The sequence below is a fragment of the Acaryochloris marina MBIC11017 genome (assembly GCF_000018105.1).
GTDB classification, from domain to species: domain Bacteria; phylum Cyanobacteriota; class Cyanobacteriia; order Thermosynechococcales; family Thermosynechococcaceae; genus Acaryochloris; species Acaryochloris marina.
This window is the reverse complement of sequence record NC_009925.1, coordinates 6,291,443-6,308,685: the sequence shown is the minus strand read 5'-3', so window position 1 is coordinate 6,308,685 and position 17,243 is coordinate 6,291,443. Positions and strand designations below refer to the sequence as shown.

At 47.3% G+C, this 17,243-nt stretch carries 11 protein-coding genes and 3 pseudogenes; 3 read left to right on the top strand and 11 right to left on the bottom strand.

The genetic code is table 11. The features are described 5' to 3' along the window. Positions 1 to 12 precede the first annotated feature (12 nt). Together istB and istA are read right to left on the bottom strand one after the other, a co-directional pair. A complete protein-coding gene (gene istB, locus AM1_RS28115; RefSeq protein ID WP_083776682.1) occupies positions 13 to 831 on the bottom strand; it encodes an IS21-like element ISAcma26 family helper ATPase IstB in 819 nt (272 codons plus the stop codon). A gap of 382 nt (positions 832 to 1,213) precedes the next feature. Continuing rightward, positions 1,214 to 2,266: pseudogene (gene istA, locus AM1_RS43360) on the bottom strand (IS21-like element ISAcma26 family transposase); the annotation flags it as partial. A 224-nt stretch (positions 2,267 to 2,490) separates the two neighbouring features. Here istA and AM1_RS28105 point away from each other — a divergent pair. Continuing rightward, complete coding sequence (locus AM1_RS28105; RefSeq protein WP_012166355.1) at positions 2,491 to 3,075, top strand: hypothetical protein; 585 nt, start codon at positions 2,491 to 2,493, stop codon at positions 3,073 to 3,075. Between the two features lie 306 nt (positions 3,076 to 3,381). Here the strand turns inward: AM1_RS28105 and AM1_RS28100 are convergent, their stop codons facing one another. Then, positions 3,382 to 4,356 (bottom strand): NAD(P)-dependent alcohol dehydrogenase, encoded by a 975-nt coding sequence (locus tag AM1_RS28100; RefSeq protein WP_012166353.1) that lies wholly within the window; start codon positions 4,354 to 4,356, stop codon positions 3,382 to 3,384. 76 nt (positions 4,357 to 4,432) lie between these two features. Continuing rightward, a complete protein-coding gene (locus AM1_RS28095) occupies positions 4,433 to 4,864 on the bottom strand; it encodes a DUF6326 family protein (RefSeq protein ID WP_148215847.1) in 432 nt (143 codons plus the stop codon). Positions 4,865 to 5,063: 199 nt separating this feature from the next. Here AM1_RS28095 and AM1_RS28090 point away from each other — a divergent pair, with 199 nt between their 5' ends. After that, complete coding sequence (locus tag AM1_RS28090) at positions 5,064 to 5,945, top strand: helix-turn-helix domain-containing protein (RefSeq protein ID WP_083776750.1); 882 nt, start codon at positions 5,064 to 5,066, stop codon at positions 5,943 to 5,945. Positions 5,946 to 6,014: 69 nt separating this feature from the next. On the opposite strand, the gene AM1_RS28085 is transcribed toward AM1_RS28090, so the two are convergent. From AM1_RS28085 to ltrA, 5 genes and pseudogenes are all read right to left on the bottom strand, one after another. Then, positions 6,015 to 6,422: a VOC family protein gene (locus tag AM1_RS28085; RefSeq protein WP_012166350.1), complete on the bottom strand. Its 408-nt coding sequence runs from the start codon at positions 6,420 to 6,422 to the stop codon at positions 6,015 to 6,017. Between the two features lie 105 nt (positions 6,423 to 6,527). After that, positions 6,528 to 6,770: a hypothetical protein gene (locus tag AM1_RS28080; protein ID WP_041660663.1), complete on the bottom strand. Its 243-nt coding sequence runs from the start codon at positions 6,768 to 6,770 to the stop codon at positions 6,528 to 6,530. 422 nt (positions 6,771 to 7,192) lie between these two features. Beyond that, complete coding sequence (locus AM1_RS28075) at positions 7,193 to 7,441, bottom strand: hypothetical protein (protein WP_041660662.1); 249 nt, start codon at positions 7,439 to 7,441, stop codon at positions 7,193 to 7,195. Between the two features lie 147 nt (positions 7,442 to 7,588). Continuing rightward, a pseudogene (locus AM1_RS28070) lies at positions 7,589 to 8,407 on the bottom strand (Tn3 family transposase); the annotation flags it as partial. 94 nt (positions 8,408 to 8,501) lie between these two features. Then, complete coding sequence (ltrA, locus tag AM1_RS28065) at positions 8,502 to 10,232, bottom strand: group II intron reverse transcriptase/maturase (protein WP_012166345.1); 1,731 nt, start codon at positions 10,230 to 10,232, stop codon at positions 8,502 to 8,504. Here ltrA and AM1_RS42405 point away from each other — a divergent pair. After that, on the top strand, positions 10,141 to 10,341 hold the full coding sequence (locus tag AM1_RS42405) for a hypothetical protein (RefSeq protein ID WP_187152965.1): 201 nt from the start codon (positions 10,141 to 10,143) through the stop codon (positions 10,339 to 10,341). The genes ltrA and AM1_RS42405 overlap by 92 nt on opposite strands. 520 nt (positions 10,342 to 10,861) lie before the next feature. Here the strand turns inward: AM1_RS42405 and AM1_RS28060 are convergent. Together AM1_RS28060 and AM1_RS28055 are read right to left on the bottom strand one after the other, a co-directional pair. Next, a pseudogene (locus tag AM1_RS28060) lies at positions 10,862 to 12,991 on the bottom strand (Tn3 family transposase); the annotation flags it as partial. Positions 12,992 to 13,310: 319 nt separating this feature from the next. Further along, on the bottom strand, positions 13,311 to 16,943 hold the full coding sequence (locus AM1_RS28055) for a WD40 domain-containing protein (protein ID WP_012166342.1): 3,633 nt from the start codon (positions 16,941 to 16,943) through the stop codon (positions 13,311 to 13,313). Between the last annotated feature and the right edge of the window lie 300 nt (positions 16,944 to 17,243).

The window sequence follows — 17,243 nt, the reverse complement described above, 5'->3', positions numbered from 1 at the left end:
GTGATCGCTCGATTATTTGGACTGGGATTTTTGAGGTGGAGACTGAGTTTGAGCCGTTCTCTGAGTCGCTGATTTGCGCCGATAACTATCGGCTTGAATTTTGATAATCAAGCCATGATGAATTAAGCGATCAATGGCAGCCACCGCCATCATCGAATCAGTGAAAATGTCATCCCATTGGCTGAAGGGTTGATTCGCTGTAATCAACAAACTTTTTCGTTCATAGCGATGCGCAATTAATTCAAACAGAACGGACGTTTCCGCTTCCGACTTTTTGCAATAGCCCAAGTCATCCAAGACCAACAGATCATAGCGGTCCAGTTTTTTGAGCATTGGATGCAGCTGCAGTTGGAGCTTCGCCTGTTGCAAGTGTTGAACCAATGCGTTGGCTGCAAAGAACTTCACCCGCTTACCGAATTCCAGCATCTTTTTGGACACTCCAGTGGCCAGATGTGTTTTTCCAACGCCCGAGGGTCCCAAAATAAGGCAGTTCTCGGCGCGCTCCAACCAACCCGGATCTGCGGCTAATTGCATCAAGGGAGCAGGATTGAGCTGGGGACAATGGCTAAAGTCAAAGTTGGTAAAACTTTTTGCGTTTGGGAGCCTGGCTTCGGTGAGAGCACGTTTTAGCCGAGCTTGTTCTCTTCTTTGGGCCTTCGTTTCGCACAAGGCTAGTAAGAATTCCGCATAAGACCAGTTTTCCTGCATAGCTTGGGATTCGATAGATTCCCAATGGGTCAACATGTGGGAGAGCCTGAGCTTTTTTAGATAGAGGCTCAGGTGCTGGTAGGGGCTCAGCGGGGACTGAGCAGGAGGGGAGGAGTTTGTCATAAAGTTCAAGTGAATGTTGTTCAATGCTGAGGTCAGGAACCTGCTTCATCTGAGGCGGCTCAAACTGTTTTTTCAGGCGATTGAGGGTGAGACTGGATGCCTGGAGTTGCTGCTGTAAGTACACTGCTACGGCCTGTTCTTTATCTTGAACCGCAGCAATATACAGGGCTTCCACGATGATCTTGGCAGCCTGCTCCAGGTCAAATTGGGCTTTGAGCTGTTCCCAGATTTGGCGGTATTCAGGATTGGGAAGTAGGTCTGATTGCCAGGTGCAATAGATAAAAGCACGAGGCTTCAATCGCATTGAACCAATGACATGGCGATAGTTGATGCAACGGTCGCGACGTTTGCCTTTGCCACTGACACGCTTCCTCGGCAATTCCACGACTGGATGTCGCTCCAGATAGCCGACAATCCGGTCGTGGTAGAGATGCAGTTCCAATTGACGACCAATCAGTCGAGAAGGGACGGTGTATAGAATGCAGCGAACATCGATGGTGCTGCGTTTGCTGACTTTAGCGGTGAGCACTTCATAGTCAGGGGTTCGATATTTGGGCAAGGGTTGTAGATGGTCTTTCTCTTGCTCATACTTGGTTTGGCACTGCTGATTCAACTTGGCGACCTGTGCATCAATTAAGGCTTGATACTCAGCAACGCTCGTAAAATCTGCACTGCCGCGCAGATAGATCGCCTGCTTAATTCGGTTTTTGAGATGGCCATGGGGAGACTCGATGGAGCCGTTCTCATGGGCAATACCTTTGTTGTTACGAGTGGGTTCTAGCCGATAGTGGTCACACAGTTCGTCGTACAAACGCGTGAGGTTTTTGGACCGGCGGCCGCCCATGTTGCGATAGGCTGCACTCAAACTATCAGTACGATGCTGTTGGGGGACACCTCCACAGGCTGCAAAGGCATTTTGCAATCCTTCTGAGAGGGCAACAAAGCTTTCGCCTCCTTGGATGATCTGGGCATATCGCCAGCCGCTGTATCCCAGACGGTAATGGTATATCAGGTGCTCAAAGGGTTGACCGGCAATGGTAATCGTGATGCCTTTGAGTTCTGTAAAATCGGAGAACCCTTGTACCCCGGGTTCATGACGCAATTCAAACATCACTTCGGGGCTCGGGCCATGCAAGGCTTTCCACGTTCTCACCCGACGTTGCAAGGTCCGCAGGACTTGGGGATACTGGCCTGGATACTTATCCTGCAGATACTCATACAGAGTCATGGGTTTGAGACGCGGGTCTCGACGCAGCATTGGTTCTAGCTCGTCTTCCCACACATCAGCTAAGGGGTCGGGAACGGTGCGTTGGTCCTGAAGGCGGCCGCGATTAGGTTGATGGGTGCCGGCCTCAATTCGTTGTCCGGTTCTTGTAGATATTTCGGCAATGTAAGCTGCTTCAGCTTGTTTCAAGCCGAGGTCTCTTCCGTTCATATAAACACGAGTATGATAGGAATCAATTCTTTTGTTAGGCACTTGTACAGCCCTCTATTGATTAGGGATGTAAAAAGTGTCTTTTTTCTTGAGATTGAATTCTAGAAACGCGATCTCACACATCATTTCTAGGGAATTGAGATCTAGTTTTATCCTTCTCAGGGGATGCCTGGTTTCTTCATAGCTATAGCCGACGTGACATCGTCATTGATCCGTCAGCTCGATTGTCGTCTAATAATTCAGAGGAGGAACTAGCAAACACCCTTAAGGCAATGGGGCTAAAACCGAATGGGACAAAGTTCAAGCAACAGACCGCATACTCCATCGGTGTTGTCCGAAGTTGGGTCGATAGTGGCGAAATCAAAGACTACGATGCACTCAACCAGGCTTGGGAGGAGCGCAAAGAGAGTGTGAATGCAGCTTTTGAACAAGAGAGTTCCGCATTAACTTCCGTGCAGCACGGCGATATGGTTGCAGGTAACAATGTGGGTAACCATGCAGGCACCGATGCAGGTAACCATACGGGCAACAATCCAGCACACAACCTATCAATCCCCGCCCAACGGTCCTATGATGCGGGCTTGCAAATTGCTCAAGGGATGGAAGGGAGGATCCAACATAACCAGGAACTAGCGGCCAAGGTCGTGGATGGGGCATTCTACCGGGGGCTAAACGATGGCCTGGGGAAGTTGGGAAACGACTACCAGCCCGAACCGCTCGTCACGGAGCAGCAGGTAGACGACATCCTCAATCAAGTCGTGGAGAATGCACGACGCTCTCACGAACCGAAAGACTCAAGCTCAGACTGAACCGGGACCGATGGCAGGGGGTGACTCTGATGGGTTGCTGCCTTGTCGTTGGGTTGATCGGAGGTTATTTCATTGGGAGGAACATGGGCTTGGGGGTTGTGTGCGATCTCAATGATGTTTTGTGTGAGCTGGGGAGGATTGATGGCAAGGTTTATCGACCGAGGCCGAGAACGACAGAGTGATATGGAGGAGAAACGGCCTATGTGGTTACAGAGCTGGGACGAGGAGATGAGAGGGAGAAGTCTGTTCTAGCAAACGATCGGTTGCCTTTGCCTCCAGCTCTACCAAAATAATGACTTGATTAGTTCAGGATTCATGGGTCACAACGACCTTGCCTTGATGCTGACCTGTACCAAAATACTGAATAAGCCTTGGAACCTCATTCATAGAATAGGGACCATCAATCGCTGGTTTCAATTGCCCTGCTGCCCAAAGCTCGTTTACATAGGCCAAATCTTTATTCGGTCGAAGACTAACCAAACGCACACTCTTCTGGGTCAACCAGCGGATCATTGGCCCGAACAACAGCACCTGGAATAGTCGTGGCGTTAAACCGCCAACGGTCACATAAGTGCCCCCAGGATTAAGTACTGATAGATATTTGAACGGGGAACGATTTGTCTTGGTATCCAAAATCACGTCATACCGCTCTTGACCTGTCGTGAAATCAGTTTGGGTGTAATCGATGGTGTGAGTAAACCCAACTGAGCGCATCAGGGTAAATTTGCTGGCACGATCGATGCCAGTTACATCTTGAACTCCAACTGCATTGGCAATTTGCACTCCCAAGGTCCCCACACCACCACCCGCCCCGTTGATCAGGAGTCTTTGACCTGGCTGCAACTGTCCGGCATCAATTAACCCTTGGATTGCCAACATTGCGGCATGGGGAATCGCTGCTGCCTCAGTAAAAGTCATGCCCTCGGGCATTGGAGCCAGGGCAGTCTCCGGCACACATACGTACTCCGCAAAGCCACCAAACCCACTCTCGGAAATATCGCTATAGACGGTATCACCCGGTTGAAACTCGATAACGTTTTGACCCACAGTCTCGACCTGTCCGGCCATCTCTACACCGGGGACTCGGATGTTAGGTTTTCGCCAGCCACAGAACAACCGAATGTAAAAGGGGCTGCCTCTGACAAGACACCAATCCCAGTCGTTGATCGTGGTGGCGTGGACTTTGACTAAGACCTCACCATCCTTGGGTATGGGCTTTTCAATGTCTTTCAGCTCAAGCTGATCTGGAGATCCATAGTTAGATAAGACAATTGCTTTCATGATGCCTCTCTCTTCCAGTAGAAAATGAAAAATTTCAGAGGAATATGGCTGTCAAAGGTGATTGATTCTACTAGAGCTAGTTATATCTTCTCTCTGGCTGGGGCCATTGCCACACGTACCAGAACATGAATACCATCGTTACCACTTCTACCGAAGCGAAAAATACGTAGGACAGTGGGGTCGTCTCTCCCAAGGACGGCAGGAGGGCAGGTACAACAACCCACAGGATCGTGAGCGGAATGGCGATGAAGTGCGCCCACCGATTGGCTTTGTAAGCTAAGACACGAGAAAGGAGAACCATGGAGATTGCGACCTCCATGAATACCGCAAACAACAGCACCGTACTTCCTGTGAGTTGCTGACTTATCCGGTCTAAAAAGTCTAAGTATCCAGGTCGCAACATTCCCAAAATGTCGGCATTGACCATGTTTACAAGAATAAATATCCACAATGTTGAGAGTAAAGACTTGCGTTCTGAATCTGTGTTTCTAAGGCTTGACTTCATCATGCTGTCTGAATCGTGAACTCGTCTATTTGCCCTTAATTTAGGGGAAGTATGGTTGCTCAGCTATCTAATTCCCGCTAACTTGGCACATTCTTGCTATTGAGTTTTTTCAGGACGCTAGACTTAGGTGATATGCCTCAGAGCAGGAGCGCTGTCAGTTTGTTCACAATGCCAGGTTGGTAACGTATCGCTGTAGATGCCCATGTCTCAAACCCCGTGTTTCTTATCGGAAAAGTCTGCACAAGCTGAATGGCATATAACCCAACAATGGGGGCCGTTAGCGATTCGGCATGCTCGCCATGTCTGCCGCAATGACGCGAGCGCGGATGCGTGGAGTTATCCGAACGAACATACCCTTGGACTGTTCCTATCGCCGCGTCCGTTTAAATTTGTTCATCGTCAAGAGGGGCTTATACATACCGGACTCTATAGCAAGGGTGATTTGCTGATTACCCCAGCAGACACGAGGTTGACAACCCAGGCAAATGGAGATGTTCATATTGTGCAAATGCGGCTTCAAGATGCTTTTTTGCGCCAAGTGGCGGAGGAGGCCCTGGGGCAGAATGGCGATCGCATTGAACTTATCTCCGCATTCCAGGCTCGTGATCCTCAAATTGAGGCGATCGCTACAATGCTCTTGGCCGAACTCCAGGGTGGATCATTGGGCAGCAACTTATATGTTGACTCGTTGGCCAATGTGTTAGCCGTCCATTTGCTACGGCATCACGTGACCAATCGACCTGAGCTGCCGACCTACGAAGGTGGACTCCCTCAACGTCAACTTTTAAAGGTTCTAGACTATATCGACGCCCATTTGGGAAATGAAATCACCCTGGCTGACTTGGCAGTGTTAGTGGATATCAGCCAGTTTCATTTTGGTCGGTTATTCAAGCAATCCCTGGGGCGATCTCCCTATCAATATCTGATGCTGCAACGAGTGGAACGGGCTAAGACACTACTGAAACGTACCAATCAACCTATTGTGGAGATCGCTTTGGAGTGTGGCTTTAATAGCCACAGCCAGTTTGGCCGAAAATTTCGGCAGATGACGGGGATGACACCGAAAGTTTATCGAGCAGGCTAGGGAGTAACGCCCTTAACACCCTACATTTTTGCGACGGTTCTCAGTCTTTTCTTGTTATGAGGATTTGACTCACGATTCATTCTGGGAAGCTGGTTTGTGAAATTCCAGTACATTGCCGTCTGGGTCGCGGATAAAGAAGAATCTTGCTCCGCCAAATTCAACTCGCTCCGTTATTCTAATTCCCAGGCTTTCGAGGTGCTGCTCGACTTGATCTGGATCAGTAATTTCCAAAGCGATATGGGTGAACCCGGCATGCTTTTCTGGGTGATCCATCAATATATTGTCTGACACAGCATTGTCAGAGGTATTGAGGATGAAATTGATATTCACGCCAGACGGATGCTCCATAATGGCCACAGGTTCTGGCCCGATTGGCCCTGCAATAAACTCGAATCCCAATTTTGCGTAAAAGGCTTGGGAAATGGATAGATCTCTGACTCGAAGACCAACATGATTAATGCGTGTAATTTCTTTCAAAACGAACATTCCCTACGTTACAAATACAAGACGAATGGATCGCTGTTTCGGACGGTTAACCGCCATACCATTTTGTATAGCAGGCACTCTTCTCCCAAGTCCTCTTTAATTGGCTTCTCTGTATAATTGCTCTAACTCTTCAACACGTTCTAAATTCTTGACCGTCTCTGCATCTAAAATCCTGACGTTGATGTAGATATCATCTAAGAATATGGCCTTTAATTCAGGAATACACACAAAAAATGAATCCCCTCCAACCCAGGGGAGGATCGGAGGAGAATTTTGGGAAAGGTTACGTAGCTTGCTGCTCCATAGCTCCCACATGGGTCTTGATGCTAAGGGCTGCATCTCGCCAAGCACTTTTCTGTGTACCAATCAAACCCTTCAGGGATAGTGTGGAGGTAGTTGGGGTAAGACTATCACTCTGAAGCACTCGTAATAGGTCATCGAGTGGACACAAAACTCGACCAGATTGTGATGTTTTTACAGCTTCTTTACGTTGGTTTGGCAAGCTATAGCCAGAGGTAAGCTATCGCTTTAACAGCGAGAAAGTCTCTTGCCCCGGAAGGTCTCCCCCTGTCCGGGGTTTATTAATGCAGGTGCGTTCCAACGACAATGAAGGTTATGGGAAATCTTTCTTCGTTCAGCTATGATAACCAAAGCCTTTGTTTAGAGAATAAACTAGGATGCAGACATAGTGAGACAAACTTGGCTGAATGGCATTTATCTATCAATGGGATGAAAAGGTCGCTAAAGCTAATGACTCTTGTCTAACTTATGCCTAGAAGAGAAGCAATTACTGGTAATAGGTTTTTACACTCTTGAACCAACTTTACTCCGTCAGATAGGCTTGAAAGAATTCCTCTAAGCATTGTCATTGCTCTTTTAGCTAATTTTTTCATAGTACCTTCATCTGAATTCTGGCTTGCTTTTGCAAGTTCTTTGACTTGTTTTAATGCTTCCAATTTGTCTTCGCTACTAGGCCCAATTGAAGGGTTGCTGACACCAGGGGCAATCAAACCAAATCACCCCTCAAAACAGGGCAAATTTACCGCTAATCAATAAGTTTTGCTTAAGTATTTTTTGTCGCTGTACTACTCGATATTGGAGCAAAGGTTGCCTTGTGGAGATGGGCCCCAACTCAGCAACCTCATTACAGCTACTCCCTACGCAGCCAAGTTTTCAATCACCAGACGCTCATTCATGTTGAGGCGGAAACGTCCATAAGGATTGATATGAAGGTAAAACAACGGCGTTAACGCCCTCAAATCTTCTTCCTGCATACGATTCATCCACGTGGGTTCAGAAAGTACTTTTTGAATCATTAGAGTATTGATGTAAACCAGGCTGATTTGCAGTAGGTGCAGGCAAAGCATGGACAGCTCTTGCATCGCCGTTTGATTACTGGCAAAGTCACCATTCTTGCCATAGAAGATGAAGTCATTGGCACTATTCCAATTTTCAATCACATTCAAACCTTCATTGATCTCTTGCCGTAAGGCTTCATCGTGCAAATACTGGCACAGGAAAATGGTCTTGATAGCTCGGCCTAATTCAGCCAAAGCAAGATAGGTGGGGTGCTTAATGTTGTTGCGAGTGAACCGACTCAGAATCGCTTCAGGTTCGGCGGTCCCTTGCTTCATTGCGGTGGTGAACTGGATCATTGGCTCATATTGCTCCCGCACCAGATCCCAACGCATGGGGCGCTTCACAATCGCCTTGAGATAGACATACTTCTTCTTCTGCCCGGACATCGGTAAATAGAGCTTCTGCTTGTTGATGCCCTTGAAGCGGGGCATCAGCTGAAAGTTCAGCAAATAGCAAAAGGCAAACCCCACCTCGCTTTGGCCATGGGTATCCACATAGCTTTTATTCACGGACATTTGCGTACAGTGGCGAAGTACGCCCTTCACCATAAAGGCCACCTCCGAGGAAGAACACTTCTTCAGTTGCGAGTAGATACACACGGATTTTTTCTCGACATGGTTAACCTAAGCCGGAGGATCACTCCTCCGACTTGGCTTCAAAACCGTGCGTAAATCTTTCGATTTACACGGCTCCTCAGTGGCTTGGTGCTTGTCATACATACCATTTGGCCTGAGAGGACTTCTCCTTGGCCGTTTTAACATAATGACAATGTCTGTGTAGTAGTTGAAGATTCTTGTATACGTCCAATCCTCCCATTGATGTAGGGAGAATGTGATCCACTTCAAGTAAATCTTCTTCTCGGAAGAACATGCCGCACTGAGCGCATTTCCCCTTCTGCTTCTTCAAGAGCATAGATACTCTCTTCGGAGCTTCTGGATGCTTCCCAGTCCTTGAACTCCAGTAAACTAGATTGCCATTGTAGGGACTTGCATCCCCCTTGACTTTGACATGGCGGATAATTGGAGTCTGTCGATGTTTGAGTAATTTTTCGGTTCTAGATTTAGTTACTCTAGTCGCGAAGACCCATTTATCTCCCCCGACAGTTTGCCAATATTTATTCACCACCCATTTCCTGGATTTGCCAGGATGGCGGTGGTTAGCCCATGTTTGAAGCTTTTGATACAGTAAATGGTCTAGACGGGAGAAGGTCTCTTTACTAGCCATGGTCGAATAATATCTCGTCCATCCTCTAATCACGGGATTGAGGTGGCGGATTAATGCCGCTTGCGGCGCTGCCTTATGGGCGTTGATGATACTAACGAGCCGATTGTAATGTACTTTTTGCTTCTTTCGACTGGGGGTAATGATGGTCTTAAATCCCAGCAATGTCCCGCATAATCTCCCCGATTGATGTTGACCGACCGGGAATTGTCTAACTGAGAATCCTAGAAAATCAAATCCAGGGTTTTCAGCTTCATACCTTTTGAGAGTATGGGATATATGCGTTTTGCTAGGTTTTAGTTCCAACCCCATGTCTTTTAGCCACTCATGAACTAAGCTCTGACATCTTTGAACTACGGATAAATCCTCGTGAAGAATCACGAAGTCATCACAGTATCGAATGACATCAGGAGTAGCAATTCTTTTTCGCTTATTCCCGTCGGCAATCTTTCTGATAGGAAAGGCTTGCTTGATTCGATACTCTAGGCCATGGAGGGCTACATTTGCCAACAAAGGAGAGATAGTCCCCCCTTGAGGTGCTCCTTCAGATGTCTGTAAGAACTGATGACCATCAATTACCCCAGCTTTTAGCCAAGTTTTTATTTGTCGGCGTAGAGTGGGAAAGGTCTTCAGCTTTTTGAGCAGTGCTTCGTGGTTTATTCGGTCAAAACATTGGGCTATATCAGCGTCCAACACATATTTTGCTTTCTGTTTAATGGCTGCAAAAATTTGTTCTATCGCGTCATGACATGAACGGCCTGGTCTTGAACCATAGGAGTTTGGTTCGAAAACCGCTTCCCATTCAGGTTCCAGGGCTAGTTTGACTAGTGTCATTCTTGCCCTTTCATACAGGGTCGGTATACCCAAAGGACGTTGTTCGTCTTTTCCTGGTTTAGGAATCCACACCCGTCTGGTGGGAGGGGCCTTTGAGCCGAGTTTAAGTTGACCCACTAGGGGCAGACGAGCTTCTGGGGACAGAGATTTAACTCCATCCACACCTGCCGTCTTTTTTCCCTGGTTGTCTTGTGTGACCCGTCTAACTGAAAGGCATTTGGCTGACCAGGACCTCATCAGAGTTTTCTGGAGTCTATGTACTACTTTGACATCGCCACGTTGTCTGGCTCTGAATATGCGCTTTTGCAACTTAAACACTTTCCGCTCTAGTTTTGGCCAGGGGATTGCGCTCCATTCCATCATCGGTTTGACCCGTGCTTTAGACATATTTATTGCTACTTGTTCCTATTCATTCCAAGTCACCGTGAGTCTGTCTGCTTATCCTCACCATTACAGTGGGGCTTTTGCTTTTGACCCAATCCTTCCCACCGCCTAACTTCTGGTTAGCACCTACTCTTAGCCAATCGACCTCCAAGAGAGATAGGCGGGGGTTACTTCGTTCCTAATAGCCATTGATTGAACTGTTAGAGTGATGCGCTCCACCGGGTTTATTGGAAGTGCTAACTGGTCGCTACTGGACACGCCAGCTCCGTATATCCTTGCCCTTTTGGGACTCCCAGCGTTATCAACCTAATTTCGCTGGTTAATGATTACGGTGGGTTAACCACATCTTCGCTTTCGCTACTCATAAGTTCTTGCTCGAAGGGGTTCAGAGCTAGGCTCCCTGTTACCTCCTTTTTTCCCCGCTTCAGGCGTTGATGGCTAGTCGCGAACCTGGGGGAAATGCTGTCACCGCTGCACCTGCGGGATAGGACTAGAGCGGTCTAGGATACTGACTCTCACCTATATGGCTATTAAGTTGTCAAGGTACAGTTGGGATATTTTCCCCTTCTTTACGCTTGCGGCTAATCCCCTCAAACCCTATTCAGGTCTAGTTTCTAGCCAACGAATCGCACCCAGTAGATCATCACCCCCCGGCCGCCATAGCGAACATGCCATTCCGTCATCAAATTCTGGTCCCAAGATTCAAAGTGCCGAGAATCAGACGCACAAGCCGTGGTGGCTTCCCCCCAGATATGAGAAAGGCGAATCCGGAAAATCGCATTGGCCACATCCGTAATCGCACAGCTGAGAGCTGTCTTGCTTAAAAACTTGCGTCGGACATAATGCAATTCAAAGTATCCTGCATCGGCTTCTGAATGAGCGATGCGCTTAATTCCTAAATTGGTGCCCAGTCCGTAAATACACAACAGTAGGCGCTTGCGCAGGGACTGGGGGCTCAATATTTCACGACTAGCCGCACTCTTGAAATGCTGGGTGAAATCAATCCGAAAGTCTGCCTCTTTGAGGACGTCCAACAAATGCGTTAATGACCACCGCTGGTTGATCTCTTCCTTGAGCTTGTGAATGTTCATGGGTTCCGGTTGAGCCTCAAGCGGGGATACCTTAATTCGTCCTCCACGCTTACTCAAGATCTCAACTTTGGAGTTGTGAGGCATCCCCTGATTTAAACGGGTCAAGGCGTTTTCCATATCAGCCTGGATTTGAGCGATGAAGGTTTCCACCTCTAGGGGCTGTTGTAGATCCTGGTAATATTCCTCTCGCCGCTCGTCAAAGTCTTGGGGTAAATCCAGGTCGGGGTTTCGATAGCGATTGGCACCGGCGACCCAAATTTCCTTACACCGTAGTTTCTCTCGCAGGGCCCTGAGGACGCACATCTCATAGGCGATGCGATCTACTTTGTCTGGCTGGTCTTCATCCTGACCCAATACCGTCTCTTGCCAGTCTGCACTAACGACCCCTTCGATGGGAACGTCGTCTGCTGAGGCATAAGGTTTTCGGGGGGTGTCCACATAGGCTTTGAGTAAATCCACAGCCTGGAGGATGGGCTGGTATTGCTTGTTATTGCACCGAAAGTCAATCACTTCCAGTACCGCAGGAAGCATTTGCCGATAATGATGACCGTAGGAAGAACGGATCCTCGAGTGTAGAAGTTGTCGGTAAGTCTGACCGCCATCATTGTAGGAGTCAACAAATGCTTCCAGAGTTTGCTCACTAGCAACGGGGTAGATAACATTTCTGACCAAGCCATCTGGTGTGGCCAGGGCTGCGGTGGCCACCTGATAAAACAGCTGGGTATGAGAGTCGGTTTTTTTGACTTTAGCGATCACCTCTGACGTCACTTTATTCTTGCTGCGTGTATCAATGCGATGAACGATCTGAATCAATAAATCCATGATGTTGTCGATAATCTCTTGGCACCGCTGCCAACAGAAACTCGCGAGTAAGGTGAGTCGGATGGTTTTGGGGTGATGCCTCAACTCTGATAAGGTTTCTGTCTCCACTCGGAGCCGATAACACTCCAGAACTCGTGGGGTCAGATGAGAAAACAAGGTATCTGGCAAAGCCACTTGGCGGAGGCGTTGGAGCTTGATGATTTCTGAAAGCAGGCTATTGAGACCCACGGGTCCAGGATCTTTTTTTAAGGCACTCAGGGGCGGATCTGGTATCTCTTTACCCGGCGTCACTTTGGGTTCTTGGATCAATTCATCAAGCTCAGTCTGAGTTTGCTTGGACAGCTGCTTGAGGGTTGAGGAAAAAAGCTGACGCTCAAACCGACGCTGAGCGGACCGGATTAAACGCTCAATTCTAGCAGGGGTGGGTGGTTCAATCTGAAGAGTACGCAGTTGAGCATAGACTTTCAATTTCAGATGATGGTAATCCTGCTCTTGACTCAGGACTGTATCGACTAACCAAGTACGTAGCTGATTTTGATCTGAAAGAGTGGCTTGTCGAAATCCAGTAAATTGGCGAATCTGGGCCCGGTGATATTTAACGACTCTCCCTCGCCACTTATAGTCTTGAAACTGCTCTGGCGGCAAGTCTAACTGCTCTGCCACAAAAGTTATCGCCATGCGAGGAATCTCATACTTCTGTTCGGGGAAACGTCCTTCATATTGGAAAAATTTAAGCAGCAGGACAAATCCTAAAAGAGTAACGCCTTTACGCCTAGCCAATAGATGTGCTTCATCGGGCTGGATGGACCAATGCTCAATCAGCTCTTCTGGATGCCATTTCCGTTTCATGCGATTACGCTCCTATTAAAAGTGAATTCACTAGAGCGTAAGGCAAGCTAATGTACTATAAATAAAACTTATGATTTAAGAGTAGTGTAAGTCGATGGTATTTACACTTCTTAATGCCTGTAACTATTACTGAGAAAGGGTTGTAGCTTTCGTTGTCCCTGGTGTCAGCAACCCTTCAATTGGGCCTACTAAAATATCCTTACTGTAAGGGTCAAGGGTTTGAAAAGTAGTTTTGATGTTGTGAGAGACAAATCTGGAATAGAAATCGCTGCTTAATATAGTGGCCTGCAAGAGTAAATCATCTATTTCGTCAGTAATTTTAATTCGCGATTGCCCCCAAATCCATAAGTGTAGATTTTTGAGCCTCGGTCAAACCTGTTATCCCAGTGATGTTCATACCTTCATAAGGTCGATGTGGTCTGAGTGTATTGAGACAGGCTCTTTCACTGACATCCCACAGCTTCACAGTTGCGTCGGCACTTCCACTAGCAATGGTCTGACAATCAGGACTAAAGGCGATGTCAAAGATCCAACGCTTATGTAAAGTTGGTAAGCAAGTAATTTTTTTTGTGTTAGTATTCCAAAGCTTTATGGTCTGATCTAATCCGCCGATAGCAAGGATGGCATCTTGCTCGGAGGATGGTGCTCTAAGTGGAGAAGAAAAGGCTAAACAATATGCAGATTGTTCAGGCAAGATTTCTAGGCACTTTCCGGTAAGCACCTCCCATATCCGTATGGTTTTATCGTAAGGACTCCCACTCGCAAGAAGCTGACCATCAGGGCTGAAAGCTACGCCCATAATCCATCCTTGATGCCCTTCCAATGTTCTAACGCAATCCCCCGTTTCGATATCCCAGAGCTTAACAGTATGGTCAAAGCTACCACTTGCCAATAAGGAGTTGACAGGGTTGAAATCCAGAGACCAGACCCAGTTCTTATGACCTTCCATTGTTTTGACACAATCTTGTCTATCAACCAGCCACAGTTTGATCGTCTGATCCTCGCCCCCACTCGCAAGAATGGCACCATCTGGGCTAAAAGCGACTGACCAAATTTGCTTGGTGTGTCCACTCAAGATTTTCAAGCAACTTCCAGTCTTAATATCCCAGAGTCGAACTGTTTGATCTTCACCACCACTAGCCAAGGTGACACCATCTGGACTCCAATCAACGGAACTGATCCGGCGAGTATGTCCTACTAAAATTTGGTTACATATCCTAGTTTCGGTGTGCCAGATCCTAATAAACTTCTCGTCTCCGACACTGGCTAAACGCTGACCATCGGGGCTAAACGCGATCCCCCAAACTTGGTTGGTATGGCCTTGTAAGGTTCGCAAACATCGAGCTGAGAGAGGCCAATGTAGCTGGGATGTGCGACTATCAGCAGAATACTCTTCAGAAACCAATCGGGACATTTCCCATAATCGTATAGTCTGATCCTCACCCCCGCTTGCCAGCATCGATTGATCGGGACTGAACACAACAGACCACACTCGATGAGTGTGTCCAGTAAGAACTTTCAAACACTCACCTGTATGAACATTCCAAAGGCGAACCGTATGATCCTCACTGCCGCTAGCCAGCATTTGTCCATCTGGACTAAAAGCAATTGACCAAATCCAATTGGTGTGCCCCTTAAGGATTTGGAGGCATTCACCGGTCTGAGCGTTCCACAAACGAATGGTTTGATCATGACTGGCACTACCCACCAGTTGCCCATCTGGGCTAAAGGCAACAGACCCAATCCAATTGGTATGTCCTGTAAAAGTGTTGAGACATTGTCCGGTCTGTACATCCCAGATTTTAACGGTTTTATCTTCTCCCCCACTGACTAACCGCTTGCCTTCTGGATCGAATTGAACAGACCATATCTGTTGGGTATGGCCAGACATTATCGCGCAGCACTCGCCACTGTTCACTTCCCACAAACGTATGGTTTGATCTTCACTACTGCTCACCAAAGCCTGACCATTGGGGCTGAACATGAGAGCGCAGACACGACCGGTATGTTCTTGTAGGGTTTTGAGGCACTGCCCAGTTTGGATATCCCAGAATACAATCTTGTAGTCATCCCCTCCACTGGCCAACAGCTTGCCATTAGTATTAAAGGCGACTGATCGTACCCAATCCACTCCGGGAAGTGTTAAGAGGAGTTGACCATCTGCAACGTCCCACAAGTGGCATTCTCCATTGGTGTCAGATGCAGCTAGCAGTTGACCATCAGGGCTAAACGCCAACGATAAAATGCTGCTAAAGGTTTGAGCAAAGCTAGCATTTGAAAATTCAGCCTCAGTGAAATTGGTTTGCTGGAGTTCAACATCTTGTAGAAAGGCATGCCAAATGGCCAGTTGTGAAAAGTCGAAGCCTTTGATGTCAAGCTGGCCTTGACGACATAAGTTCAACACATTACCCCCGGCATAGCTCAATCGGTAATCTTGATTTTGCCGTAATGTCGATAGTACGGCTTGCAAATGCTTTGCCAACGCGGAAGGAGATCGTAGTTCCGTTTTAAGCGCATGAAGGACAGGATCTAATATCAGTCGGCATTGACTATTACGGACAAATTCCTTGACTGAAGTTTTGAGCAGGGCATGGTGGGTAAATCTTGAAAAGGATTGAGTCATGAGCTCTGATACAACCTGCTGAGTCAACGATTCAGTCGCATATTCCATCACTACAGGCTGTTGTGTATATTTGCCTGGTTGTTTTTCAATCAAAGAACGCCAACTTAACGATTCCAGGGATTCCAACAGTTTGGACCGAGGGACATTTGGCACCAAATCAGTGACGAGTTCTGAAATCGAAGTCCAGTCACGGTTGATCGCGAGCCAATACATAAGAGTGCGCTCAAGCTCAGTTAGGCGCTCAAATTGTTGATCTAATAAACGACGCACTCCATTAAAGACAATTGTCTCCTCTGCTAGAAACTGGGCAATGTCCCCTCCAAATAAGTCTTTAATCGTACTAGTGACAATCTTGAGTGCCAAAGGGCTGCACCCATAGGATTCACACAGGTCCTTTTTGTTCTGAACAGTTCCGAGTAAGTCCTTTGTATCAACCAAAGCCAAAGCTGTTTCTAATGAGCCGCTCAGCTGAAGAGATCGAACGGGAAACTCTATAGTCTCAAACACTGCAATTTCAGCAGGTTTCTCCCGACTCGTGATGATAAAACAGCTTTTATGGCTAGATTCCCCGATTATTCTTAGTAGATCACCATAATTTTCATAACCTGGGCGATAATATCCAGCTTGGCCTCCCGGTTGTAAAATTGTCTCCAAGTTGTCTAGAATCACTAGACAGCGAGACTTTTGCAAACATTTGAGAAAGTGAAGCGTATCAGTTTTGGTGTCCTGATCTGTAGACAGGAAAGGTACGAGTTCTTCAAGAAGGGTTTCTAGGTTAGGGGCATTGCGTAACGAACGCCAGATTATGTACTCAAATTCATGCTGAAGTTGTTGGGCTAACTTAACTGAAAGTGCTGTTTTGCCGATCCCGCCTATGCCAAGGATGCTGATGAGACGACATCGTTCTTGCCTTAGCCACTGATTGAGTATTGACAGTTCTTCATTACGCCCATGAAAGATAGATACATCAATTGCTTCACCCCAATCTTGTCGGTTAGAAATTAGAGGGCTCTTAGATGTTTGTGCTAGTTTGGGAATTTTCTCTCCATCTGTGGTGCTTTGGCTATAATCTTCGGCACGGAGAGTGAGGCCGAAAGTGTTGAAGTAGGCTTCTAAGGTGTGTCGATCAACCGGTTTCTTGCGCAGCCTAACCTTCGATAGTGTATTTCGACTTAGATGAGTGAGTTCGTTTAAGTCCTCAACGGTATAAGGATTGCCACCGTTATGAGTCAGTTCTGATTGTTGTTGTGCGGTTTGCAACCGTTGCCAACCTGCTGCGGTGAGAATAGCACCCCGCCTTCGTTTTGATGGCTTTTGGGGGTTAGTCATACAGGCAATCAGTGTTGCAGCATACCAGCACAGCCACAGATGATTTACTCTGGTCTCATTCTAGAATCAAAACTGCCCAAAACGAATCCTTCAACTCATTTCGGGTTTTATTCCATGGTTCAGATCACTTAAAACCCATACCCTGCATGGCCTTCCATCATTAAAGACTTAAATGACGCCAGTCATTTAGTTTACCGTTCGTTAGGAGTGCAGATGCCTCAAACTAAGTCCCATAAATGGATTCCAACATTCTTAACTCTTGAGCAGTTTGAGACATTTGTCTTGCCCCATTTGCACATC